General features: G+C 64.5%; 16 protein-coding genes. 5 read left to right on the top strand and 11 right to left on the bottom strand.

All coding sequences use genetic code 11. The annotated features are described in order from the left end of the window. The first annotated feature begins 14 nt into the window (after positions 1–14). The 5 genes from AC3RCJ_RS25250 (at position 15) to AC3RCJ_RS25270 (ending at position 8,703) form a co-directional block, all read left to right on the top strand. A complete protein-coding gene (locus AC3RCJ_RS25250; protein ID WP_492959697.1) occupies positions 15–2,495 on the top strand; it encodes a TonB-dependent siderophore receptor in 2,481 nt (826 codons plus the stop codon). Between the two features lie 161 nt (positions 2,496–2,656). After that, entirely contained in the window at positions 2,657–3,676 is a 1,020-nt protein-coding gene (locus AC3RCJ_RS25255) for a LacI family DNA-binding transcriptional regulator (protein WP_492959699.1), read from the top strand. A gap of 241 nt (positions 3,677–3,917) precedes the next feature. Beyond that, positions 3,918–5,318 (top strand): alkaline phosphatase family protein, encoded by a 1,401-nt coding sequence (locus tag AC3RCJ_RS25260; protein ID WP_492959701.1) that lies wholly within the window; start codon positions 3,918–3,920, stop codon positions 5,316–5,318. An 85-nt stretch (positions 5,319–5,403) separates the two neighbouring features. Then, complete coding sequence (locus AC3RCJ_RS25265; RefSeq protein WP_492959703.1) at positions 5,404–7,020, top strand: histidine-type phosphatase; 1,617 nt, start codon at positions 5,404–5,406, stop codon at positions 7,018–7,020. A gap of 96 nt (positions 7,021–7,116) precedes the next feature. Continuing rightward, entirely contained in the window at positions 7,117–8,703 is a 1,587-nt protein-coding gene (locus tag AC3RCJ_RS25270; RefSeq protein ID WP_492959705.1) for a histidine-type phosphatase, read from the top strand. Between the two features lie 30 nt (positions 8,704–8,733). On the opposite strand, the gene AC3RCJ_RS25275 is transcribed toward AC3RCJ_RS25270, so the two are convergent. The 11 genes from AC3RCJ_RS25275 to AC3RCJ_RS25325 form a co-directional block, all read right to left on the bottom strand. Beyond that, positions 8,734–10,233, bottom strand: a complete 1,500-nt coding sequence (locus AC3RCJ_RS25275; RefSeq protein ID WP_492965252.1) for a CoA-acylating methylmalonate-semialdehyde dehydrogenase — start codon at positions 10,231–10,233, stop codon at positions 8,734–8,736. Positions 10,234–10,247: 14 nt separating this feature from the next. Further along, positions 10,248–11,045 (bottom strand): 5-deoxy-glucuronate isomerase, encoded by a 798-nt coding sequence (gene iolB / locus AC3RCJ_RS25280; protein WP_492965253.1) that lies wholly within the window; start codon positions 11,043–11,045, stop codon positions 10,248–10,250. Beyond that, entirely contained in the window at positions 11,042–11,956 is a 915-nt protein-coding gene (gene iolE, locus AC3RCJ_RS25285; protein ID WP_492965254.1) for a myo-inosose-2 dehydratase, read from the bottom strand. Before iolE ends, iolB begins: the two co-directional genes overlap by 4 nt. Position 11,957: 1 nt before the next feature. Next, positions 11,958–13,790, bottom strand: coding sequence for a 3D-(3,5/4)-trihydroxycyclohexane-1,2-dione acylhydrolase (decyclizing) (iolD, locus tag AC3RCJ_RS25290; protein WP_492965255.1), 1,833 nt, complete (start codon positions 13,788–13,790; stop codon positions 11,958–11,960). After that, positions 13,787–15,733, bottom strand: a complete 1,947-nt coding sequence (locus AC3RCJ_RS25295) for a bifunctional 5-dehydro-2-deoxygluconokinase/5-dehydro-2-deoxyphosphogluconate aldolase (protein ID WP_492957025.1) — start codon at positions 15,731–15,733, stop codon at positions 13,787–13,789. Before AC3RCJ_RS25295 ends, iolD begins: the two co-directional genes overlap by 4 nt. A gap of 12 nt (positions 15,734–15,745) precedes the next feature. Next, the gene (gene iolG / locus AC3RCJ_RS25300; RefSeq protein WP_492957026.1) at positions 15,746–16,735 is read right to left on the bottom strand and encodes an inositol 2-dehydrogenase; all 990 of its coding nucleotides are present in this window, start codon (positions 16,733–16,735) and stop codon (positions 15,746–15,748) included. Between the two features lie 70 nt (positions 16,736–16,805). Next, complete coding sequence (locus tag AC3RCJ_RS25305; protein ID WP_492965256.1) at positions 16,806–17,906, bottom strand: porin; 1,101 nt, start codon at positions 17,904–17,906, stop codon at positions 16,806–16,808. A gap of 111 nt (positions 17,907–18,017) precedes the next feature. After that, a complete protein-coding gene (locus AC3RCJ_RS25310) occupies positions 18,018–18,851 on the bottom strand; it encodes an inositol monophosphatase family protein (protein ID WP_492957028.1) in 834 nt (277 codons plus the stop codon). Then, positions 18,848–19,933 carry an ABC transporter ATP-binding protein gene (locus tag AC3RCJ_RS25315; RefSeq protein ID WP_492957029.1) on the bottom strand — a complete coding sequence of 362 codons (1,086 nt, stop codon included), beginning with the start codon at positions 19,931–19,933 and terminating at the stop codon, positions 18,848–18,850. The genes AC3RCJ_RS25310 and AC3RCJ_RS25315 overlap by 4 nt, the downstream gene beginning before the upstream one ends. Continuing rightward, positions 19,930–22,104 carry an ABC transporter permease gene (locus AC3RCJ_RS25320; protein ID WP_492957030.1) on the bottom strand — a complete coding sequence of 725 codons (2,175 nt, stop codon included), beginning with the start codon at positions 22,102–22,104 and terminating at the stop codon, positions 19,930–19,932. Before AC3RCJ_RS25320 ends, AC3RCJ_RS25315 begins: the two co-directional genes overlap by 4 nt. 203 nt (positions 22,105–22,307) lie before the next feature. Next, a complete protein-coding gene (locus AC3RCJ_RS25325) occupies positions 22,308–23,327 on the bottom strand; it encodes an ABC transporter substrate-binding protein (protein WP_492957031.1) in 1,020 nt (339 codons plus the stop codon). Positions 23,328–23,482 lie beyond the last annotated feature (155 nt).

The raw sequence follows: 23,482 nt of genomic DNA on the forward strand, positions 1-23,482 counted from the left end.
AAAAGGCTGTCACCATGTCCGCTCCAGTTGTTGCCGTTTCCTCCCCGACCACCCTGCGCACGCGTCTGCGCCCGCTGGCCCTGGCGGCCATGCTGCTCGCTGGCACCGGCCTGCACGCCCAGGCTACCGCCCAGGCCGTGCCGGCTGTCGCCAGCTACAGCATCCCCGCCGGCCCGCTGGCCGGCGCCCTGAACCGCTATGCGCAGCAGGCGGGCGTATCCATCGTCATCGACGCGGCCAAGGTGCAGGGGCTGCAGACGGCGGGCCTGCAAGGCAGCTACGCCATCGACGACGGCTTTGCCGCGCTGCTGCGCGGCAGCGGCTACGCCATCGGCAAGACGCCCACCGGCTATGTGCTGGTGGCCGCGCCGGCTGCCGCGCCCACGGCCGCCGCCACAGCCGCATCCGCGGCCGAGCGCACCATGCCCTCGATTACCATCGTCGGCCAGGCCGAGCAAGGCGCCACCACGGAAGGCAGCGGCTCCTACACGGCGCGCAGAATCACCCTCGGCAAGGGCGAGCAAGCGATGAAGGACATCCCGCAATCGGTGAGCGTGCTGACGCGCCAGCGCCTGGACGACCAGGGCATCACGGACTTGCGCGAAGCCGTCAACAACGTCACCGGCGTGGTGGGCGTGCATGGCGTGGGCCCGGGCGTGGTCATCACGGCGCGCGGCTTCCAGATCGACCAGTGGCAGTACGACGGCGTGCCGATCGACCGCAACACCTATGCGCTGGGGAACTGGGGCCAGGAAAACATGGTGATCTACGACCGCCTGGAAGTGCTGCGCGGCGCCTCCGGCATGCTGGTCGGCACGGGCAGCCCCGGCGGTTCCGTCAACCTGGTGCGCAAGCGCCCGCTGGCCACGCACGCGATCACGCTGACGGGACGCGCCGGTTCCTGGGACCACTATGGCGCCCAGCTCGACATCAGCACGCCCCTGAACGCGGAAGCTACCCTGCGCGGACGCGCCATCGTAGATGAAGACGACAGCCACTCCTTCATCGACCAGGTATGGAGCAAGAACCGCACCCTGTACGCGGCGCTCGACTACGACCTGGCGCCCGCCACCACCGTGGGCCTGGCCGCCAGCCACGTCAAGGCCCACGGCCGCCCCACCTTCATCGGCCTGCCCCGCTACGTCGACGGCAGCGCACTGCCGCTGCCGCGCTCCACCTTCACGGGTGCCGATTGGAACCGCAGCCAGGTGGAACAGAGCACCGTCTACCTGGACCTGGAACACCACTTCAATACGCAATGGAGCCTGAAAGCCTCGGCCCTGGGCATGAATGAAAGCACCAGCTCCACGCACCAGCGCACGGCCTTCGCCATCAAACCCGATGGCAGCGGCGCGCGCTATGGCGACTTTTCCACCGATTTCGACAACCGCAAGCGCGGCATCGACGCCTTCGTGCGCGGCAAATTCGATGGCCTGGGCATGGCGCAGGAAGTCGTCGTCGGCGCCAGCTATGTCAGCATGACGTCGAACGACCGCTATGCGCGCGCATGGGAAACAGGCGCGGATATCTTCAACATCAAGCACCATCGCCCGTGGCAGGACTTCGACACCATCGCCGCGCGCCCGGCAGGCGTCACCAGCTACAGCACCTACGACATGCGCCAGAAAGGGCTGTACGCCACCTGGAATGGCCAGCTGACGGGCAAGCTGAAAGCCCTGCTGGGCGGGCGCTTCAGCTGGTACGACTTCCTGTATGCCACGCCGGACGGCTACCGCGACGCCACCCGCGCCACGGCCAAGTTCACGCCATCGGTAGGCCTGATCTATGCCTTGACGCCGCAATGGTCGGCCTACGCCAGCTATGCGGACGTGTTCCAGCCGCAGACGAACCACGATGTGGCTGGCCGGACCCTCAAGCCGATCACGGGCAGCAGCTACGAGGGCGGCATCAAGGGCGAACTGGTGGACGGCAAGGTCAACACCTCGCTGGCCGTGTTCCGCTATGACCACAAGGACCGCGCCGTCACCGACTACGCTGCCGGTTTCGCCTGCGACGGCTGGTACTGCTCGCGCGCCTCGGGCAAGGTGCGCAGCCAGGGCCTGGAAGCTGAAGTGTCGGGCGAAGTGGCAAGCGGCCTGCAGCTGTCGGCCGGCTACGCCTACACGACGACGACCTACCTCGACGATCCGGACAACAAGGGCCAGGTCTTTTCCACCTGGACGCCGAAGCACATGCTGCGCCTCTGGTCCAGCTATACCCTGCCCGGCGCGTGGGACAAGTTCAGCGTGGGCGCCGGCAGCAGCCTGCAAAGCCATACGCTCGATACCGAGCGCACGTTCAAGGTTGCCGGTTTTTCAATCTGGAATGCACGCCTGGGCTGGCAAGCCACGCCGCAAGTGGCCCTGTCGGTCAACGTCAACAATCTGTTCGACAAGCGCTACATCATCCCGGCCTACAACACCACCGGGTCGAACAACTATTATGGCGACCCGCGCAACGTGCAGTTCACCCTGAAGTACACGCCGAAGTGGTAAGACGATTGAAAAGCTGAGGGCCGGCACGCTGGCCGCGCCGCGTGACTGATAGTGCAACCGGCATTCAGTTCGCGCCGCGGCCGGGATTTTCGGCTAAGATGATGGCGCGGCATTGCGCCGCACCGCATCGTGCATCGGCCTCTCATTCATCTACACCGTCAATGGAACAAAAAGACAAGTCCTGGGTCACTTCGGTGGACGTCGCCAAACGGGCCGGCGTCTCGCGTTCCGCCGTCTCGCGCACGTTCACGCCCGGCGCCAGCGTGGCGCCCGAAACGCGGGCCCGCGTAATGGAAGCGGCGCAGTCGCTGGGCTACCAGGTCAACATCCTGGCGCGCAGCATGAACCAGGGCCAGAGCAACCTGGTGGGCGTCGTCATCACGGGCTTCACGGACCCGTTCCGCGTGGCCCTGCTGGGCGAAGTCACGCGCAGCCTGAGCGAACATGCGCTGGTGCCGCTGCTGATGAATGCGGAAGATCCCGAGCGCCTGAGCGAATTGCTGCGCATCCTCCTCAGCTACAAGATTTCCGGCGTCATCATGACGTCCGGCTCGCCGCCGTCCGCCGTGGCGACGGAATACCTGCAGCGGCAAGTGCCCGTGGCCATGATCAACCGCGCGCGCGACCTGAAAGGCGTGGACGTGGTCAACAGCGACAACCTCCACGGCGGCGAACTGGCGGCCAGCACCCTGCTCGACAGCGGCGCCAGACGGCTAGCCTTCGTCAACACGCGCGCCAGCAGTTTCAGCGGCATCGCGCGCGGCAAGGCCTTCCTCGACCACCTGGCGCCGGCCGTGGCGAAGAAGCGCTGCACGGCCGGCGAATACCTGGCCGACGCCACCGGCTACCAGGCGGGCCAGGAAGCGGCCGACGCCCTGCTCGCATCAAGCAAGCTGCCGGACGGCGTCTTTTGCGCGACCGACCTGATTGCCTGCGGCTTCATCGACGCGGCGCGCAGCAAGTACGGCATCGACGTGCCCGCGCAATTGCAGGTGATCGGCTTCGACGACATTCCCATGGCGGCGCTCGACGCCTACCAGCTGACCACCATCCGCCAGGATGCGGGCGAACTGGCGCGCCGCGCCGTCAAGAGCCTGGTCGAGCGCATGGAAAAATTCGCCATGCCGGGCCGCCTGAAGGAAGTGCCCGTCACGCTGGTGCGGCGCGGCACGACGCGCTAAGCGACTCAATACGGCAGATGGCGCAACGCCGTCTGCCCGCCCCCACCGCCCCGCAGTGCCCGCCGTTCCCCGTTTTCCACACTTTGTCTTCCCCCGCCTGTACTTGTTGACATCAAAAAAAATCCGGGTTACTGTTTGCACACGCGTGCTGCACACGTGTGCAATTTCTTCAAAAAGCCTGTTCTGGCCACACCACTAAAAAAAGCGCCCCGTCCACGGAGGCGCCATCAAGGAGACTGTTATGTTGAACCACGTTCTAAGAATCGCCCTGTTCGGCGCCGGGGCCATCGGCCTGGCGGCCTGCACCACCCCCGCCGGCACCCAGCAAACTACGGCTGCCACAGCCGCCGCCGATCCGAAGCTGGCGAAGATCGGCCAGATCGTCGTCGTGTACATGGAAAACCGCAGCTTCGACCACCTGTTCGGCACCTTCCCGGGCGCCGACGGCATCGCCAATGGCCGCTCGCCCGACACCACCACGCAGACCGGCCCCGATGGCAAGCCGTATGCAATGCTGCCCGCCGTGGCGCTCGACAAGGGCGGCCTGGACCAGCGCTTCAAGGGCGACATCGCCAACGCGCCCTTCCACATGGAGCCGAGCGTGTCGCTGGGCGACAAGACGGCCAGTCCCGTGCACGCGTTCTGGACGCACAAACGCCAGATCAACGACGGCAAGAACGACCGTTTCGTCGTCGAGGGCAATACGGGCGCCCTGCCCATGGGCTATTTCGACGGCAGCAAGCTCAAACTGTGGGCCTTGGCGCAGCGCTACACCCTGGCCGACCGCTTCTTCCAGTCCGCCTACGGCGGCTCCTTCCTCAACCACATGTGGCTGACCTGCGCCTGCACGCCCGTCTTCCCGAACGCGCCCAAGTCCATCGTCGCCCAGGATGAGCGCGGCACGGGCCACAAGAAGGGCGAGGAAGCGGAAGTGACGCAGGACGGCTATGCCGTCAACACCATGCAGGGCCCGCTGCTGTTCGACCCGACCAAGAAGCAGACCTTTTTGCCGCCGCAAACCATGCCCACCATCGGCGACCGCCTGACGGACAAGGGCATCTCCTGGGTCTATTATGCGGACGGCTACGACATCGCCGTCGCCTCGACCAAGTCGGGCAAGAAGGCCGACGATTTCTCGTATCACCACCAGCCGTTCACCTACTTCAAGCGCTTCATCGACAGCCCGCAGCAGCGCGCCACGCACCTGAAGGACCGCTCCGACATGATCGCCGACGTCCAGGCGGGCAAGCTGCCGCCCGTCTCGTTCTACAAGCCCATGGGCAAGAAGAACATGCATCCGGGGATGGACAAATCGAGCGTGGCGGCCGGCGACGACGAAGGCGTGGCCATCATCAACGCCATCATGGAAGGCCCACAATGGAAGGACACCGTCATCATCGTCACCACCGATGAAAACGGCGGCTTCTGGGACCACGTGGCGCCGCCCAAAGGCGACCGCTTCGGCCCGGCCACGCGCATCCCCGCCCTCGTCATCTCGCCCTTCAGCGAAGGCGGGCATATCGACCATACCGAGTATGAAACCGTGTCGATCCTGAAGTTCATCGAGGAACGCCATGGCCTGGCGCCATTGAGCGAGCGCGATGCGCGCGCCAACAGCCTGGCCAAGGCCCTCAAGCTGTAATCTGCAATACCTCCTCCTGCCTGTCTACCCTGGGTGCGCCGTCCTGTGCAGCGCGCCCGGGCAACTCACATCCAAAGGAAACGCCATGCTGCACGCACGCCATCTTCCGCTGCCCCTCCTGATGCTCTGCCTGGCCGCCTGTGGCGGCGGCGATACGCCGCCCGTCCCTGTCACGCCGCCGGTGACACCTCCTGTCACGCCGCCCGTCGCCGCCACCTACTACCAGACCAAGACGCCATACACGCCGCAGCAGGATGCGTCCACATATGAAGCCGCGCCGGCCGGCTACGCGCCCGTGTTCACCGAACTGGTGGCGCGCCACGGTTCGCGCGGCCTGTCGAGCATGAAGTACGACGCCGCCTTCTACAACGTCTGGCAAAGGGCCGCCGCCGACGATGCGCTCACGCCGCTGGGGCAAAAGCTGGGCGCCGACATCCTGAAACTGATGAAGGCCAACGCGCTGCTCGGCTACGGCGTGGACGGCATCACGGCGCCCGGCTACGGCAACCTGTCGCAGACGGGCATCAATGAGCACAAGCAGCTGGCCGTGCGCATGCTGGCGCGCCTGCCCGCCCTGTTCACGCAACTGGGCGCGAACGCCGCCAGCGCGCCGCGCCAGATCGTCACCATCAGTTCCGGCGTGGACCGCGCCAAGGACAGCGCCGCGTATTTTGCGCAGTCGCTGGCCGCCACGGCACCCAACGTCGCGCCGCTCATTACCCTGCCGCCCGCACCGGCCGGCTACCCGGCCGGCAAGCCCGTGGCGCAGCCAGCTGGCACCAACCGCTTCCTGCTGTATGCACACAAGCTGGTGCCGAAGACGGACCTGGTCACCGATGCCCTCGACAGCCATTACCAGACTTACCAGGACAGCCAGGCTTACCAGGCCTACCTGGAAAGCCCCGGTTTCCTGGCCAAGTACACGGCCATCGACACGGATGCCACGGCGCGCACCCTGGGCCGCGAGGTGCTGGAGCGGCTGTTCACCAAGGCCTTCGTCGACAAGATCGACAACGGCACCTACCGCTTCGCCAATACGGGCACCTACAGTTTCACCAGCGACGACGGCAAGTTCACCAACACCGTCACGGGCGATGGCGGCACCACCATCAAGGGCCTGGCCGATGCCGCATCGGTGCTGTACAACCTGTACGCCATCATGGCCGGCATGACGAACGAGGTCAAAGCCGATTTCGTGCAGTACATGCCGTCGGACGCAGCCAAGTACCAGGCCTTCGTGCAGGATTACCAGGATTTCTACAACAAGGGTCCCGGCACCACGGAGAGCGCCGGCGTCACCTGGAACTACGTGCGCGCGCTGCGCGACGACTTCTTCACGGAAGTCGATGCCATCGCGCGCGGCGACCTGTCGCACGGCGCCAAGCTGCGCTTCACGCATGCGGAAGCCATCATCCCGCTGGCCACGGCCATGGGCCTGAAGAGCGTCGTCGGCGCGCTGCCGGCGGCGCAGACCTACAGCTATGACAACAGTACCTGGCGTGGCCTGTACGTGGCGCCGATGGCGGCCAACATGCAGTGGGACGTGTACCGCGACGCCAGCGGCAATGTGCTGGTAAAAATGCTGTACAACGAAAAGGAAACCGACTTCCAGGCCGGCTGCGACGGCGCCCGCCATGCGGCCGGCAGCCATTTCTATGTGTATGCGAAGCTGAAGACCTGCTACGGCCACGTGGCGCAGTAATCACGGAGTGCAGGCGGGCCGGCTCCCAGCCGTGCCCGCCAGTTTGGCGTTTGATGCTAGGCTTGCGCCCAGGAACTCATCACGTCACGGACTCCCATGCCTCCATCGCTTTCCCTGGCCAGCATCCCGCTGGCCCTGGCCATCGCCATATACGCCGATCCCACGCTGGCCGTCGAAGGCCATTACCAGACCAAGACGCCGTATGCGCCACAGCAGGACCCGGCCACCTACGCCGCGCCGCCTGCCGGCTTCCAGCCCATTTTCACGCAACTGGTGGCGCGCCACGGTTCGCGCGGGCTCACCAGCATGAAGAACGACGCGGCCCTGTATGCGATGTGGCAGCAGGCCGCCGCGCAGGATGCGCTCACGCCCCTGGGCCGCGAACTCGGCCCCGACATCCTGGCGCTGATGAAGGCCAATGCCTTGCTCGGTTATGGCGTGGCCGGCATCGAGCGGCCCGGCTACGGCAATCTGTCGCAGACGGGCATCGACGAACACCGGCAGCTGGCCGTACGCATGCTGGCGCGCCTGCCCGCCCTGTTCGCGCAGGTGGGGCAAGACGCGGCGACGGCGCCGCGCCAGTTCGTCACCATCCATTCCGGCGTGGACCGCGCGCGCGACAGCGCACGCTTTTTCACGCAGTCGCTGCTCGAGCACGCGCCAGCGCTGACACCCTTGGTATATCTGCCGCCCGCGCCGGCGCCATATCCGCAAGGGCGCAAGCCTGCGGTACAGACGATATTGCAGCCCGATGGCGTCAACCGCTTCCTGCTGTACGCGCACAAGCTGGCGCCGCAGACAGACCGCGTCACCGACACGGCCAATCCGTATTACACCACCTATGCCGCCAGCCAGGCCTACCAATACTATGAACGAAGCAAGCAGCTGGATGCGCTGATGGGCGCCCCGGCCAGGCTGCCTGCGGCGACAGCGCATGCGCGCCACGTGCTCGAACGGCTGTTTTCTCCCGCCTTCCTCGACCAGTTTGAAGGCGGCCGCGCCAGCTATGCGGACACGGGAAGCTACACCTTCACCAGCGCCGACGGCAAACTCACGCGCACCATGACGGGCAGCGGCAAGACCGTGATCCGCAGCCTGAATGCGGCCGCGACGAAACTGTATGAGTTGTATGCGATCGCCGCCGGCATGCGGCATGAAGTGCCGGCCGATTTCAGCCGCTACATGCCCGCCGAGGACGCGCGCTACTACGCCTATGTCGCGGACCATGAGGATTTTTACCAGAAGGGGCCGGCCACCACGGAAAGCAGCGGCGTGACCTGGCGCTTTGCGCTAGCCTTGCGCAACGATTTTTTCAATGAGGTCGACGCACTGGCCAGGGGAGATTTGCGCCATGGGGCCAAGCTGCGCTTCACGCACGCCGAGATGATCATTCCGCTCGCGTCGGCCATAGGCTTGCAGCAGGCGCTGGCCCCCTTGCCGGCATCGGTCAGTTACAGTTATGAAAACAATCCATGGCGCGGCCAGAACGTCTCGCCGCTGGCGGCCAATATGCAGTGGGATGTGTACCGCAACGAGGCAGGGCAGCTCATCGTGCGCCTGCTGTACAACGAAAAGGAAACGGACTTCCAGGCCGCTTGCGACGGCGCCCGCATCGCGCCGGGCAGCGTCTTTTACGACTATGTGAAACTGAAAACCTGCTACGGACACGTGGCGGCGCGCTGACGCGCTGATACTGCGCGCCGCCAGCACGCTTTACTTCAAGGTCGGCATGGCAAACTCGGCCCCGGCCGCCGTCGAGGCCGGCCAGCGCTGCGTCACCGCCTTCTGTTTCGTGTAGAAGCGCACCGCTTCCGGGCCGTGCGCATGGTGGTCACCGAACAGGCTGCGCTTCCAGCCGCCGAAGCTGTGGAAGGCCATCGGCACGGGGATCGGCACGTTCACGCCCACCATGCCGACCTGCACCCGGTGCGTGTATTCGCGCGCCGTGTTGCCGTCGCGCGTGTAGATCGCCGTGCCATTGCCATACTCATGCGCATTGACCAGGTCCAGCGCGGTGGCAAAATCGGGCACGCGCACGATGCACAGCACGGGGCCAAAGATTTCCTCTTTATAAATCGTCATCTCGGGCGTGACGTGGTCGAACAGGCTGCCGCCGAGGAAAAAGCCATGCTCGTAGCCGGGCAGCACGAAACCGCGCCCGTCGGCCACCAGTTTGGCGCCTTCCTTGACGCCCGTGGCGATGTAGCCGGCGATCTTCTCCTTGTGTACCTGCGTCACCACGGGGCCCATCTCGGCCGACAGATCCATGCCCTGCGTGATCTTTAACGCCGCGATGCGCGGCACCAGTGCTTCCACCAATTGATCCGCCACATTGCCGACCGCCACGACGACGGAAATGGCCATGCAGCGCTCGCCGGCCGAACCGAACGCCGCACCCATCAGGGCGTCCACCGTCTGGGGAATATCCGCATCCGGCATGACCACCATGTGGTTTTTCGCGCCGCCGAGCGCCTGCACGCGCTTGCCCTGGGCGCAGCCCGTCGCATAGATATACTCGGCAATCGGCGTGGAACCGACGAAGCTGACGGCGCGCACGTCCGGGTGGTGCAATAAGCCATCCACGGCTTCCTTGTCTCCCTGCACCACGTTGAAGACGCCGTCGGGCAAGCCCGCGTCCGTCAGCAGCTGCGCCAGCAGCAGGCTGGCCGACGGGTCGCGCTCCGACGGTTTCAGTACAAACGTATTGCCGCAGGCAATGGCCATCGGGAACATCCACATCGGCACCATCACGGGAAAGTTGAACGGCGTGATGCCGACGCAGACGCCGAGCGCCTGGCGGATCGACCAGGCGTCGATGCCGCCGGCCACCTGTTCCGAATACTCTCCCTTCATCAGTTGCGGGATGCCGCAGGCAAATTCCACCACTTCGATGCCGCGCGTGACTTCCCCTTTCGCATCCGTCAACACTTTGCCGTGTTCACGCGTGATCAGCTCGGCCAGCCTGTCGGCGTTTTGCTCCAGCAATTCCTTGAATTTGAACATGACACGGGCGCGGCGCAATGGCGAGGTCTGCGACCAGGCGGGAAAGGCCGCATAGGCGGCGGCCACGGCCGCGTTCAGTTCGGCAGGCGTGGCCAGCGCCACCTTGGCGGTCACCTCGCCCGTGGCGGGATTGAACACGTCGCTCGTGCGCTCCGAGCGCGAGGCCATCGGGTTGCCACCAATAAAGTGGCCGATCTGTTGCGTTGTCATAGCGGATTCCTTGATTATTTGGTATGCATCAGCCACTCATGGGCCGGGTCGTTTTTGAAGTGCCACACGCGTTTCGGGCCGGCCATCACGTTCAGGTAATAGCCGTCATAGCCATACGGCACGGTGACGGGGTGGTAGCCCCTGGGCACCATCACCACGTCGTGGTTTTCCACGGCCATGGCTTCGTCGATGGAACGGTCATCCGTGTAGACGCGCTGGTAGGCAAAGCCCTGTTCGGGATTGAGCCGGTGGTAATACGTTTCCTCCAGCGAACTCTCGGTTGGAATATTGTCGCTGTCGTGCTTGTGCGGCGGATAGCTCGAGGAATGGCCGGACGGCGTGACGACTTCCACCACCAGCAAGCCGTCCGCTTCTGCCGTCTGCGGCAGGATGTCGCACACATAGCGCGTGTTGGCACCCTGGCCGCGCACGGAGCGCGTCATGCTGGCCGGTTCGATCAGGCGCGCCGGGCGCTGGTGGGTGGCCGGCGCGCTGCACAGGGCGACCTCGGCGGCGCTCACGGCCGTGATGCTGACCATGGTTTCCAGCGGCACATACACGGCGTACGGCGAGACGTCTTCAAAAACGCTGGCGCGCTTGCCGATGGCTTCCCAGGTTTGCTCGCCCGCCTGCACCGTGACCGTGCCCGTCAGCACGACGAGGCACAGCTCGCGGCTGCCCGTCTCCAGCGTCAAGCCCTCGCCGGCCTGCAACCTGTGCGCGGCAAAGCCCACATGCGTCCAGCCGGCCGATGCCGGTGTCACCTCGACGATGGTGGAACCGGACTTTGCCTTGACTAACAGCGGGCTCATGCCGCCTCCCGGCCCAGGCGAGGGATGGCCTCGACCAATTGCGCCAGGTAATCGTGGCCCATCTTCGCGTATGCGTAGCTGGGGGCGACGGCCGGGTCCTGTTCCGCTTCCACCACCAGCCAGCCCGCATAGCCGTGCAGGTACAGCCGCGTCAAAATGGCCGGAAAGTCGATGCAGCCATCGCCCGGTACGCTGAAGGCGCCATTGATGACGGCCTGCAAAAAACTCCAGTGGCCATTGCGGGCCAGTTTCACGACGTTCGGACGCACGTCCTTGCAATGCACGTGGCAGATGCGATCGATATGCTTATTTAAAACCGCCAGTGCGTCGCCGCCGGCAAACGTGATATGACCCGTATCGAACAACAAGCCCACTTCCGGCCCCGTCAGGGCCATCAATTGATCCACATCAGCCGGTGTTTCCACGTAGGCGCCCATGTGGTGGTGGTAGGCGAGGCGCACGCCGTTGTCGAGCAAATGCTTGGCAAACGCCGTGAGTTTATCGGCGTAGTCCTGCCATTGCTGGGCGGACTGGAAACGCGGGCGTTTATACAGGGGGCGCGCTTCGCCCTGGATGGCGTCGGCCACTTCGCCGTAGACCATGACGGTGGCGCCGCTGTCGGCAAGTAAACGTAAATGCGATGCCACGGAAGCGATCTCTTCTTCCACCGAGCGGTGCGCCAGGCGGCCCGAATACCAGCCCGAGACGCATGCCAGGCCATATTTGCCCAGCACGGCATTCAGGGACGGGGCATCTTTCGGAAACTTGTTGCCCAGCTCAAAACCCACGTAGCCGATCTCGGCGCCTTCCTTCAGCGCCGTTTCCAGGGGCGTTTCGCCGCCCAGGCTCGGTAAATCGTCGTTCATCCACGAGATCGGGTTGATGCCGATCTTGACATTCCAGGTAGTCATTTCAATTCCTTTGTTTCAGGCGATCGTTTTCATAACGGGCACGCGCAGCTTGCACGCCGGCTTGCGTGGAAACCTCGGGCACGGCCACTTCCCACCAGCACCCCCCCTCTTGCGTCGTGCGCGTGGCGTCCGTATTGATGCAGATCAGATACGTGCGGGAAGCTCCCCGGGCGCGCAGCATCGCTTGCTCCAGTTCTGCGATACTGGCCACGTGCTCGCTCAAGGCGCCCAAGGATTGCGCATGCAGGGCGAAGTCGATGGCCGGTGCGCTATCGGGCAACATATTGTTGAACGAGGCATTGCCGCAGGCCTGCTGCAGGCGGTTGATGCAGCCGTAGCCCCGGTTGTCGAGCACGACGATGATGAGTTTTTTATCGAGCATGACGGAGGTGGCGATTTCCGAATTCATCATCAGATAGCTGCCGTCGCCCACCATGACGATGACTTCCGAGTCCGGCTTGGCCATCTTGACGCCGAGGCCGCCGGCGATTTCATAGCCCATGCACGAATAGCCGTATTCCATGTGGTAGCCGCCCGGCGTCGATGTTCGCCACAGTTTATGCAGTTCGGCCGGCAAGGTACCGGCCGCGCAGACGACGATGTCGCGGGTGGTGGAGTCCGGTGAAGAGCGCTGCACGGCGCCGATGACTTCGCCGTCGTACGGCAAGCCGGCGACCTCGCGTTTTCCCGTGATCGCCAGCACCGTGTCTCGCCAGGCCTTGCCTGCCTGCTGCGCGCGGTCCAGCCACTGGCCGGCGCTATTCCAGTGCGCCAGCCTTTGCGACAGGCCCTGCAAGCCCAAGGTCGCGTCCGCCTGCAGGCCCAGGCCGCGGCGTTTCAGCGCATCGAAAGCGTTGACGTTCAGGCTGAGCAGTTGCGCCTGCGCAAACAGGGAATTCGACCCCGTCGTGAAATCCTGCAGGCGCGTGCCGACGGCCAGCACGACGTCGGCCTGCGCCGCCAGCGCGTTCGCGGCGGGCGAACCGGTGACGCCGATGGCGCCCAGTTGCAGCGGGTGGTCCCACGGCAAGCTGCTCTTGCCCGCCTGGGTTTCCGCCACGGGAATGCCGTGCCGTTCGGCAAACGCCCGCAGGGCGGCGCCGGCCTGGCCGTACAATACCCCGCCACCGGCCACGATCAGCGGCTGTTTCGCATTTTTCAACAGCAACGCCGCCTCTTCCAGCTCCTGCTCGACGGGCGGTACGGCGCGGAAACGCACGACTCTCGGTTCGAAAAAGTCGGCCGGATAGTCATATGCCATCGTCTGCACGTCTTGCGGCAGGGACAAGGTGACGGGACCGCAGGCGGCCGCGTCCGTCAAGGCGGCAATCGCCCTTGGCAAGGCCGTCAGCAATTGCTCCGGATACACGATGCGGTCGAAATAGCGCGACAGCGGTTTGAAGGCATCGTTGACCGAGACGCTGCCATCGCTTCCATCTTCCAGCTGCTGCAAGACGGGATCGGGTGCGCGCGAGACAAACACGTCGCCGGGCAGGAGCAAGACCGGCAGGCGATTCACGTGCGCCAGCGCGGCGGCCGTCAGCAGGTTGGTGGCGCCGGGGCCGATGGAACTGGTGACGGCCATCATGCGCCAGCGCATGTGGGCTTTCGCATAGGCGATGGCCGAGTGCGCCATCGCCTGCTCGTTATGGGCGCGGTAGGTGGAAAAGGCATCCCGATACTGGTACAGCGCCTCGCCCAGGCCCGCCACGTTGCCGTGGCCAAAGATGGCGAAGGCGCCGCCGAACAAAGGCTGGCCATCCTCGGTGCGCAGCACGGACAGGTAGCGGATCAAGGCCTGCGCCATGGTCAGGCGGATCGTGGTGGTGGTCATGCCGCACGCTCCAGGTGCTGGCGCGTGCGCTGCCACAAGCTGATCAGCTGTTCGAAGTTGGCGCGCACGGCGGCGATCAGGCCCGCGTCGTCAAGTTCTCCGGCCAGCCAGCGGCGGCTCGGTTCCTGGAAGATGGTGCGGCCCACCATGAAACCCTTGCAGGTGGTGCTGGCACTGGCCTGTTCAAAACTGGCGGCCAGTTTGTCGATCGGCGCGTTCAAACCGAGCAGGACGACGCCACGGCAATACGGATCGCGCTCGTGCACGAGGGCGTCGATGGCTTGCCATTGCGCAGCTGTCATGCTTTCCAGCTTCCACCATTCCGGGTAAATGCCGAGGTTGTACAGGCGTTTCACCGCGCGATACACTGTATCGTGGTGCTGGGGCAAGGACTTGGCAGGAATAATTTCCAGCAACAATTCATGGCCAGTGATTTGCGCGGCGTCATACAAACCCTTGATTTGCGCTTCCTGTTCCAGGCGGTTTTCCGGCGTATCATCGGGATGCAGTTGCACCAGGCATTTGATCACGTGCTCTTTCGGCCACTGCGTCAAGCGCGATGCCAGCGAACGGCCCCAGTCGAATTGCAAGGGATTCGAACCCGGCATCTCGACGGGACGGCCTATCCACCAGCCGCGTCCCGTCGCATCGTTGAGCGCGTCGACGCCATAGCGGTCATCGATCAGCACGCCTGTGCCGCCCTGCAAGCCACGTGCCGCCTCCGTCTGGCCCACGGCTTGCACGAACAGTTGCTTGAGCCGTGCAATCTTTGCCTCGTCGGCACCGCCCTGCTGGGCCAGCTCAAAGAATTGCGTGCGGTGATCGAAGGCGAACACGCACAGCTCATCCCACTGCCTGCGCGCCACCGTCGTGCGGTGCAGGCGCGCCAGGGTCGCATCCTGGTCAGGACGGGTCAGTTTGGCCGCATTGGCCAGGAAATAGTCGAGCTCGACTGGCGACGGCATGGCCGGGGCGCAGCCGTGGCGCGACACGACGAGGGCGCCGCAGCCGTTCGCATAGCGGCAGCACGCCTCGTAATCCTCGCCGCGCAGCCAGCCCTTCAGGAAACCGGAAAGAAAAGCGTCGCCCGCGCCCAGCACGTTCAGCACTTCCACGCGCACGCCACGGTAGTTATACGCGTCATCCAAACTGGCGGGCACCACATTGTCGATGACGGCGCTGCCCAGCGGCCCGCGCTTGACGACGAGAGTGGCCAGGGTAGCGGCCCGCACGGCGCGCAGGGACGCCATGATATCGGCGCCACCGCCGGCGATCATGAATTCCTCTTCCGTGCCGACGATCAGGTCGAATTGCGGCAAGATCGCCTGCAAGTGGCGGGTGACGCCGTCGTTCGAGACGAAACGCGTTTCGCCGTCCGCCTTGCCCGACAAACCCCACAGCACAGGCCGGTAATCGATGTCGAGCACGGTGCGCACATCATTGGCGCGGGCCAGCTGCAATGCCTGCGTGCTGACGGCGTGCATGGCGGCGGTGGAAAAATGCGTGCCGGTGATCAAGAGCGCTTTGCTGGAAGCGATAAAGGCGGCGTCGACGCTGGACGCTTCGATGGCCATGTCGGCGCAGTTTTCCCTGTAAAAGATCAGCGGGAAGGTGTGCTTATCCTTGATGCCCAGCATGACGAGGGCCGTGAGCCGGTCGCGGTCGATGCCGACGTGGCTGACGTCGCAGCCCTCCTGCGCCAAGGTGTCCGTCAAGAAGCGGCCCATGTGATCGTCGCCCACTTTCGACAGCATGGCCGACTTCAAGCCCAGCCGGGCCGTGCCGAAGGCGATATTGGCGGAAGAGCCGCCCAGGTATTTGGCAAAACTGCTCGCGTCTTCCAGGGTGCTGCCGATCTGCTGCGCGTACAGGTCCACCGCCAGGCGGCCCAGGCAGATCACGTCCAGCGCGCGGCCCTGGGCAAATTCAGTCGTATTCTTCATGGCATTGTTTCCTTATGACAGTTGCACGATGCGCTGCTCACGCCACGACACGGTGGCCGCTTCGGCCAGTTCCAAGGCTTTCAAGCCATCGTGGACGGTGGTGCGCAGCGCTGCGCCATGGGCAAAGGCGTCGAAAAAGTGCGCCATTTCGCTGGCGTAGGCGGCGCGGTAGCGTTCCAGGAAAAAGTCTTCCGGCTTGTCCACGCTGACGTTCACGGCGCCATAGGCCGTCACTTCCGTCGGCTTGTGGTTGCCCGCCTGCAGCATGCCGGCGCTGCCCAGCACTTCGAAACGCTGGTCGTAGCCGTAGGCGGCGCGGCGCGTGGTGTTGATCTGGCACAAGCGTCCCTTCGCCGTGCGGATGGTCACAGCCGTGCAGTCGAGATCGCCCGCCGCGCCGATGGCCGGATCGACGAGGCAGCTGCCCGTGGCGTGCACGCTGACGGCTTCATCATCGAGTATCCAGCGGAAGATGTCGAAATCGTGGATCAGCATATCCTTGAAGATGCCGCCCGAGACCTGGATATAGCTGACGGGCGGCGGGCCCGGATCGCGGCTGGTGACGATGAGCATCTCCGGCGTGCCGATCTCGCCCGCTGCGATGCGCTGCTTGACGGCGGCAAACGTGGGATCGTAGCGGCGCTGGAAGCCGATCATGCACAGCACGCCCGCGTCCTGGACGGCAGCGGCCGCGGCGCGCGCCCGCTCGAGGGTCAGGTCGACGGGCTTTTCGCAAAAGATGGCCTTGCCGGCGGCGGCCGCGCGCACGATCAGGTCCGCGTGCGTATCCGTGCTCGAGGCGATCAGCACGGCTTTGACTGCCGGGTCGGCCAGCACAGTGTCCACGCTGGCGACGCTGGCGCCGTGCAGGGCAGCCACTTCCGCCGCCGCGCCCGCATGCACGTCGACCACGTATTTCAGGCGCACGCCGGGCTGGCGTACCAGATTGCCGGCGTGAATGCGGCCGATGCGCCCGGCGCCGAACAATGCCACTTGAATCATTTCCATCTCCTTGATAGTCGGTAATACGCGGCCCGAATTTGCACACGTGTGCAAATCCGGGCCAAAAAAGTTAAAACAGGTGGATGACGCCCAGCATTACACCGCTGAGCTTGGCACCCTTCTTGGTGGCGGCGAAGGCATTGCCGCCAAACGTGTAGTTGGCATTCTTGTCGTTATTGGTTTGCGTGTAATAGGCGTAGACGGTACTGCGCTTGGACAAGTAATACTCGTAGCCCAGGGTTGCCTGCTTGGCGCCGCTGTCGTCGCCGCGCACCAGGGTGGTGGCCTTGATGGTCACGCTGCTGCCGTTGGGCGCGCTGCCCGACACGTCGCCTGCCACGCCGAAACGGCCGATGAAGGCACCGCCGCCTGCTTTGTAGGCGCCCGTGATGGTGAAGTAGTCGCGCTGCAAGTCGCCGCCGGCCACGTCATACACCATGCGGTTCCAGGCCACGCCCACGTCGCCGCCGCCGAAGTTGTAATTACCCACGGCGCGGAACATCTTTTCGCTGAAGCCGGGACGCAAGTCCTTGTGCTTTTCATAGCCGACGGCGCCCTTCACGGGACCGTTTGCGTATTGCACGATGCCCGAATAGATGCGGTCGCCGTTCGATGCCTCGTTTTCGCTGGCGCGGTAAATCGTGGCACTGAAGCCTTGCACCACGGGCGTGCGATAGCTGACGGCGTTCGAACTGCGGCGGTTGAAGCCTTCGCCGCCCAGCTGCGAAATATTGGCGTCATCCTGGATGCCTTCGCCCACGAAACGGTTGGTGTAGCCGTTGATCTGGCGGATCGGCGTGGCGAAGCGGCCCAGCGCGATGCGGCCATAGGCGGGGTTTTCCAGCCCGACAAAGGTATCCTTGCTATTGATGGCGCCCGTGCCATCGTCGAGCTTGGCATTGCCTTCGATCTGGAAGAAGGCCGTGTTGCCATTGCCCAAGTCTTCTCTTCCCCGAAAGCCGATCTTCGAAGAGTTGTCCGACACGCGCGAGACCGACTCGCCATTCGGCGCCGTGGCCGAGCTCGACGTTTCGATACGGTCGAAGCCCGCGTGGATGCGGCCGTACACGACGACGCTCGATTCGGCCAGCACGCAGCCTGGTGCGACCAGCAACAGTACGGCGGCGATCTTGTTCAACTGCGTGGTGCTCTTTTTCATCCCGTTTTTCATTTTGTCTCCTGCTTGTTTTTATGGTGGTGGATTACTCATGATGCTCAACAGCGTGTTGCCACTACATGCGTCCCTCGCCGGACGCCTGCCCTCCCTTTCCAGTCAATGTGCTCAGGTACAACGCGGCAAGGCCAGCGCCGCCAGTTGCGGATACAGGCGGGGGCCGCCCACCAGGATGGGGTTGCCCTTTTCCAGGCCGTTATCGGCGAGGAAATCATTGCAGCGCCCGCCCGCCTCGTTGACGAGCACGATGCCCGCCAGGCAATCCCAGGAATTGATGTGCGGCTCGAAATAGCCGATCAGGCGCCCGGCCGCCACGTAGGCGATCATCAGCGCGCCGGAACCGTTGCGGATGAACATGCCGCCCTCTTCCAGCACGTCGAGCAGGAAGGGCAAAAAGGTATCGGTGCCCACGCGGTGCGAAAAGCCCACGCCCAGCACGCCGCCCTGCAGGCTGGCCACGTCGTTGATGTGCAGCCGCGTTTCGCCGGCCTTCGCCGTCACATGCGCGCCTTGCCCCAGGCAGGCGTGGAACAGCTCGTCCGCATTCGGGTCGTACACGGCGCCGATGGCGGGCTGGCCGTCAACCAGCACGCCGATCGACACGCACCAGGCCAGCATGCCGTTGACGAAACAGGCCGTGCCGTCGATGGGGTCGATGACCCACACGCAGCGCGCGTCGGACGCGCCGCCGCCACGCTCCTCGCCCACCACGGCGTCTTCCGGAAAACGCTCGGCAATCTGCGCGCGCAGGAAATCCTCGACCATGCGGTCGGCGATGCTGACCATGTCCTGCAAGCCCTTTTCCTCGATCACCAGTTCCGTGCGGCGCTGGAACATGCCCAGCGCAATCTCGCCCGCCTGGCCGATGATGTGCCGGGCGTAGGCATAGCGTTCCAGGGTGGCCGCGTCGGCCAGTACCGCTGCCTGTGTCATATCTGTCATGCTTGTCCTCCAATGATGGCTGCGCCATGTTCGTGTACGGTCATGGCGACCGATGTGCCTTGCGTGAAAACCTGGCTCAAGTCGTGCGAGACGGCAAACAGTTCGCCGACGGGCGTCTCGAGCGTGTATTGCATTTCGCGTCCCAGGTAAGTGGCGCGCGCCACGCGCACCACCATGGCGCTGTCGGGCTGTGCGGGCGACAGCAGGATCGCTTCCGGACGCACGGCGAAACTCGCTTCACCGCTGCGCTGGCTGCGGCATGGCAGGCGCAGCCGCAGCTTGCCCATGACGCAGACGGCCTTGCCGTCGGCCACCGATTCGATCACGCCATCGACGATGTTCGCGTTGCAGATGAAGTCGGCGACGAACTTGTCGGCCGGCGACTCGAACAGCTCGTGCGGCGTGCCCTTTTGCGCGATCACCTGGCGGTTCATGACGATGATCTGGTCGGAAATGGCCAGCGCCTCTTCCTGGTCATGCGTGACGTACACGGCCGTCAAGCCCAGCTTGACCTGGATGTCGCGGATCTCGTCGCGCACGCGGCGGCGCAGTTTCGTGTCGAGGTTCGACAACGGCTCGTCCAGCAGCAAGACCTTGGGCTGTAACACCAGCGAACGGGCCACGGCCACCCTCTGCTGCTGGCCGCCCGACAACTCGTTGGGGAAGCGCGCGGCAAAGTCGGCCAGGCCCACCAGGCGCAGGCTTTCCTGTGCCCGTTCCACGGCGCGCGGCTTGGTTTCACCGGAGACGGTCAAGCCGTAGCACACGTTGTCGAGCACCGTCATGTGCGGAAACAGCGCATACGACTGGAACACCATGCTGACGTCGCGCTCGGCGGCGGACGTCAGGGTGACGTCCTCGCCGGCCAGCAGGATGCGCCCGGCGCTGACGCGTTCCAGGCCCGCGATCAGGCGCAGGGTGGACGTCTTGCCGCAGCCGCTGGGGCCCAGCAGGGTGACCATGGTGCGCGGGGCGATCGTGAACGACACATCGTTCACGGCCAGGGCCTTGCCGTAGCGCTTGGTAACACCATCGAATTGCAGCGCGGCAAGCTCTGTTGCTTGGGTAGTAAAGTGGTTCATGCGTAGCTCTTTTCCAGGTTGGGAACGGCGGCCGGCAGCGTTTTTTCGGCGCTGACGCGGCGAAGGCGGCGCTTGCCGACCAGCAAATGGATCAATTGGATGCACAGCAGGATGATGACGATCAACACCGTGGCATAGGCAATCGCCGTGCCGTAGTTGCCGTTCGACACCAGGCCGATGATGTAGGACGTGGCCATGTCGTAGTCGGCGCTGACGAGGAAGACGACGGCCGAGATCGACGTGATCGAACGCACGAAGCCATACACGAGGGCCGAGGCAATGGCCGGGCGCAGCAGCGGCAGGATGACCTTGCGCATGGTGGTCCAGCTGCTGGCGCCCAGGGTGATCGAGGCCTCGTCCAGGCTGCCGTCGAGCTGGCGCATGGCGGCGATGCCCGTGCGCAAGCCCATCGGCATGTTGCGGAAGACAAAGCACAGGATCAGAATCGTTGCCGTGCCCGTCAACTCGATCGGCGCCGAGTTGAACGCCAGGATGTAGCTGATGCCGATGACGGTGCCGGGAATGGCAAAGCTGAGCATGGTGCCGAACTCGAACGCGCTCTTCAGGGCGAATTGCTGGCGCACCAGCAGCCAGGCCGACAGGATGCCGACAAAGGCCGTCAAGGGCGCGGCGATGGCCGAAATCGTCAGCGTGGTGAACAGCGACGGCCAGGCCTGGCCCGTCCAGTGCCAGCCGGCAGCGCCCGCCGTGATGCCGAAGGCGTCGATGTAATGGCGCAAGGTGAAGGCATTGTCCTGGCCCCAGTTGTTCACGAAGCCGCCCGCCACCACGGTGCCGTAGATCAGGGCCGTGAAGGCGAACCATGGCAGGGCGATGGTCCACAAGGTGGTTTTCAGGCGCGGGTTGAGCGAGGCGTGGCCGCCGTGGTCGGCCTTGCCCGTCACCGTCACATATGATTTCTTGCCCAGCCACAGGTTCTGGATGAAGAAGGCGCCCACGGCAAACGTCAGCAGCACGATGGCCAAAGTCGCCGCGCGGCCCTGATCGTTCGAGGCGCCCACCACGGAAAAGAAGATTTCCGTCGACAGCACGTGGAAGTTGCCGCCCAAGACCATCGGATTGCCGAAATCGGCCATGCTTTCGATAAAGCACAGCAAGAAGGCATTGGCGATGCCGGGACGCATCAAGGGCAGCGACACCTTGACGAAGGTTTGCCAGCTGCTCGCGCCCAGGGTGCCCGACGCTTCTTCCAGCGAGGGGCTGACGCCTTCCACCACGCCGATCAATGTCATGAAGGCGATCGGCGCAAAGGCCAGCATCTGCGACAGCCATACGCCCGTCATGCCGTACAGCCAGCGGCTTTGCTCGATGCCAAACAGGTCGCCGACGAGGCCCGTGATGGCGCCGTTGCGGCCGAACAGCAGAATCAGCGCAAGGCCCAGCACGAACGGCGGCGTGACGATCGGCAAGATGGTAATGGCGCGCATGGGGCGTACCCAGCGGCCATTCGTGCGCGTCACCAGCAGGGCGAAGACGAGACCGAGGAAGGTGGCCGACACGCCCGTCAACAAGGCCAGCGCCAGGGTGTTCCAGGCCACGCCGCAGCGGCCGGGACCGGCCACGCAATTGAGGCTCCAGATGCCGGGGTCGGCCAGGCGGCGCGCCAGGGCGGCGGCGCCCGTGCCGCCATCGTCCAGGGGCTGGCCGGCGCTGACCAGGATCAGCGCGACGGGGAACAGCACGAACAGGGAAATCAGGCAGATGATGAGGCCGATGGCACCGGCCACGAAGGCGTCGCCGCGGCACACGCCGCAGGCGGCGGCGCCCGAGGTCAGCAGGAACAGCAGGCACAGCGCCAACAGCAGCGCGCCGAAACCGAGGCCGGTGCCGGCGGCCAGCGGCCCCCAGCCCAGCCATGCCAGCCATAGCAGGCCCGCGCCACCGAGGGCGATCTGGCCCAGGCCCAGGGTCTTGCGGTGGGGATTGCCGGCCACCAGCGCGGCGCTGGCGGCGATCAGGGCAAAGAACACGCCCAGCGGCCAGGCGCCGAACGACAGCACGTGCAGCACGGCCGGTGCGCCACGTTCACTGAAGAACTGGCCGTCGCGCAGCCATTCGCCGGCGAACAGGCCCGCTTCCTGCTGCTGCCAGGGCAACAGGCACAACGCTGCCAAAGCGGCCAGCAGCCAGCCGTAAAATATCTTTTTCATGAGTTTCATCCAACTATGAACGTCTGAAATTCTGTTGCGCGGTGCGCTCTGTTTTCCAGACGTTTTGAACAATTTATATAGGTTTAACGCCTGCCAAAACTGTCGCGAGCGGCAGTGAGTTGCGGCCGAGACGCGCAGCTGTGCGCTAGCACAGTGAGCATCGCAGGCTGCAAATCGCGACGCGCAGTAAGTTTTGGCGCGCCTTAATTGCCGGCAGAATAAATCTGCGTGGTCCAGCGTTGCAGCAGGCGCTTGCGCGTGTCCGAGGCGCCATACTTGGCGAAGTCGTAGTTGATGGTCTTGATGTTTTCCAGGCGCGGCGAGGCGGCGGGAATGGTGGCGGCCGTGTTGGACGGGATCTGGAAGGCCAGCGCTTTGACGGCTTCGCTCTGCACATCGGCACGCAAGGCGAACTCATAGAATTTCTTGGCCTGCTCCATGTTCTTCGATCCCTTGACGATGCTCATCGAGCCGATCTCGTAGCCCGTGCCTTCGCAGGGCGGCAAGACTTTCACGGGAAAGCCGGCCACGGTGAGTTTCATCAGGTCATGCATGAAGCCGATGGCCACGCCCGCTTCGCCGCGGCCCACGTCCTCGCCCGGCGCCACGCCCGCGTTCGGATACTTGCTGACGTTCTGGCCCATTTTCGCCAGGAAATCGAAGGCGTCTTCTTCACCGAACAGCTGCACCACGGTGGCCAGCGCGTTGTAGGCGGCGCCCGAGGAGTTCGGGTTGGCCATCTCGATCTCGCCCTTGTAGGCGGGCTTGACGAGGTCTTTCCAGCATTGCGGCGGCGGCAGGTTTTTCTTCTTCAGCACGTTTTCGTTGTAGGCCAGGCCCAGGATGCCGATGTAGATGCCGACCGTGCGGTACTTGGCCGTCTCGGCCTGCTTGAGCGCCCACGGCTGCAGCTTGGGCAGCGTGGGCGACTTGTATTCTTCCGTATAGCCTTCGGCGGCCGCCTGCAGGTGGGGGTCGCCCGTGCCGCCCCACCAGATGTCCGATTTCGGGTTCGACGCTTCGGCGCGGATCTTCGCGTAGGCTTCCCCGGCGCTCTTCCTGATCATCGACACCTTGATCTTGCTTTCCGCCTCGAAGCGGTTCTTCATCAGCTGGCACCATTCCATGTCGGCCGAGCACAGCACGGACAGGCGTTCCTCGGCGGCCATGGCCGTCATCGGCAGGGCCAGGCTTATAGCAATCGCAACATTGCGCATCTTCATCGTCTCACTCCAAGTTCGTTATCGTTGTGGTACTTCAGACCGCACCGCTATCTTGCGGTGTCACTGTCCCGGGATGTGCTTTTTCAAGGCTTGCACTGCATTGCACACGTGTGCACACCTTACCACCAGCCGATTTTGACTGTCAACAAGAATCT

Source organism: Janthinobacterium sp. GW822-FHT07H11 (assembly GCF_058798615.1).

Coding starts and splice junctions, on each gene's coding strand:
- AC3RCJ_RS25295 (WP_492957025.1), bottom strand. CDS start 15,733: ATGAAGAATACGACTGAATTTGCCCAGGGCCGCGCGCTGGACGTGATC.
- AC3RCJ_RS25305 (WP_492965256.1), bottom strand. CDS start 17,906: ATGAAAAACGGGATGAAAAAGAGCACCACGCAGTTGAACAAGATCGCC.
- AC3RCJ_RS25270 (WP_492959705.1), top strand. CDS start 7,117: ATGCCTCCATCGCTTTCCCTGGCCAGCATCCCGCTGGCCCTGGCCATC.
- AC3RCJ_RS25255 (WP_492959699.1), top strand. CDS start 2,657: ATGGAACAAAAAGACAAGTCCTGGGTCACTTCGGTGGACGTCGCCAAA.
- AC3RCJ_RS25275 (WP_492965252.1), bottom strand. CDS start 10,233: ATGACAACGCAACAGATCGGCCACTTTATTGGTGGCAACCCGATGGCC.
- AC3RCJ_RS25325 (WP_492957031.1), bottom strand. CDS start 23,327: ATGAAGATGCGCAATGTTGCGATTGCTATAAGCCTGGCCCTGCCGATG.
- iolB (WP_492965253.1), bottom strand. CDS start 11,045: ATGAGCCCGCTGTTAGTCAAGGCAAAGTCCGGTTCCACCATCGTCGAG.
- iolD (WP_492965255.1), bottom strand. CDS start 13,790: ATGACCACCACCACGATCCGCCTGACCATGGCGCAGGCCTTGATCCGC.
- AC3RCJ_RS25265 (WP_492959703.1), top strand. CDS start 5,404: ATGCTGCACGCACGCCATCTTCCGCTGCCCCTCCTGATGCTCTGCCTG.
- AC3RCJ_RS25320 (WP_492957030.1), bottom strand. CDS start 22,104: ATGAAAAAGATATTTTACGGCTGGCTGCTGGCCGCTTTGGCAGCGTTG.
- AC3RCJ_RS25250 (WP_492959697.1), top strand. CDS start 15: ATGTCCGCTCCAGTTGTTGCCGTTTCCTCCCCGACCACCCTGCGCACG.
- iolG (WP_492957026.1), bottom strand. CDS start 16,735: ATGATTCAAGTGGCATTGTTCGGCGCCGGGCGCATCGGCCGCATTCAC.
- AC3RCJ_RS25260 (WP_492959701.1), top strand. CDS start 3,918: ATGTTGAACCACGTTCTAAGAATCGCCCTGTTCGGCGCCGGGGCCATC.
- iolE (WP_492965254.1), bottom strand. CDS start 11,956: ATGACTACCTGGAATGTCAAGATCGGCATCAACCCGATCTCGTGGATG.
- AC3RCJ_RS25315 (WP_492957029.1), bottom strand. CDS start 19,933: ATGAACCACTTTACTACCCAAGCAACAGAGCTTGCCGCGCTGCAATTC.
- AC3RCJ_RS25310 (WP_492957028.1), bottom strand. CDS start 18,851: ATGACAGATATGACACAGGCAGCGGTACTGGCCGACGCGGCCACCCTG.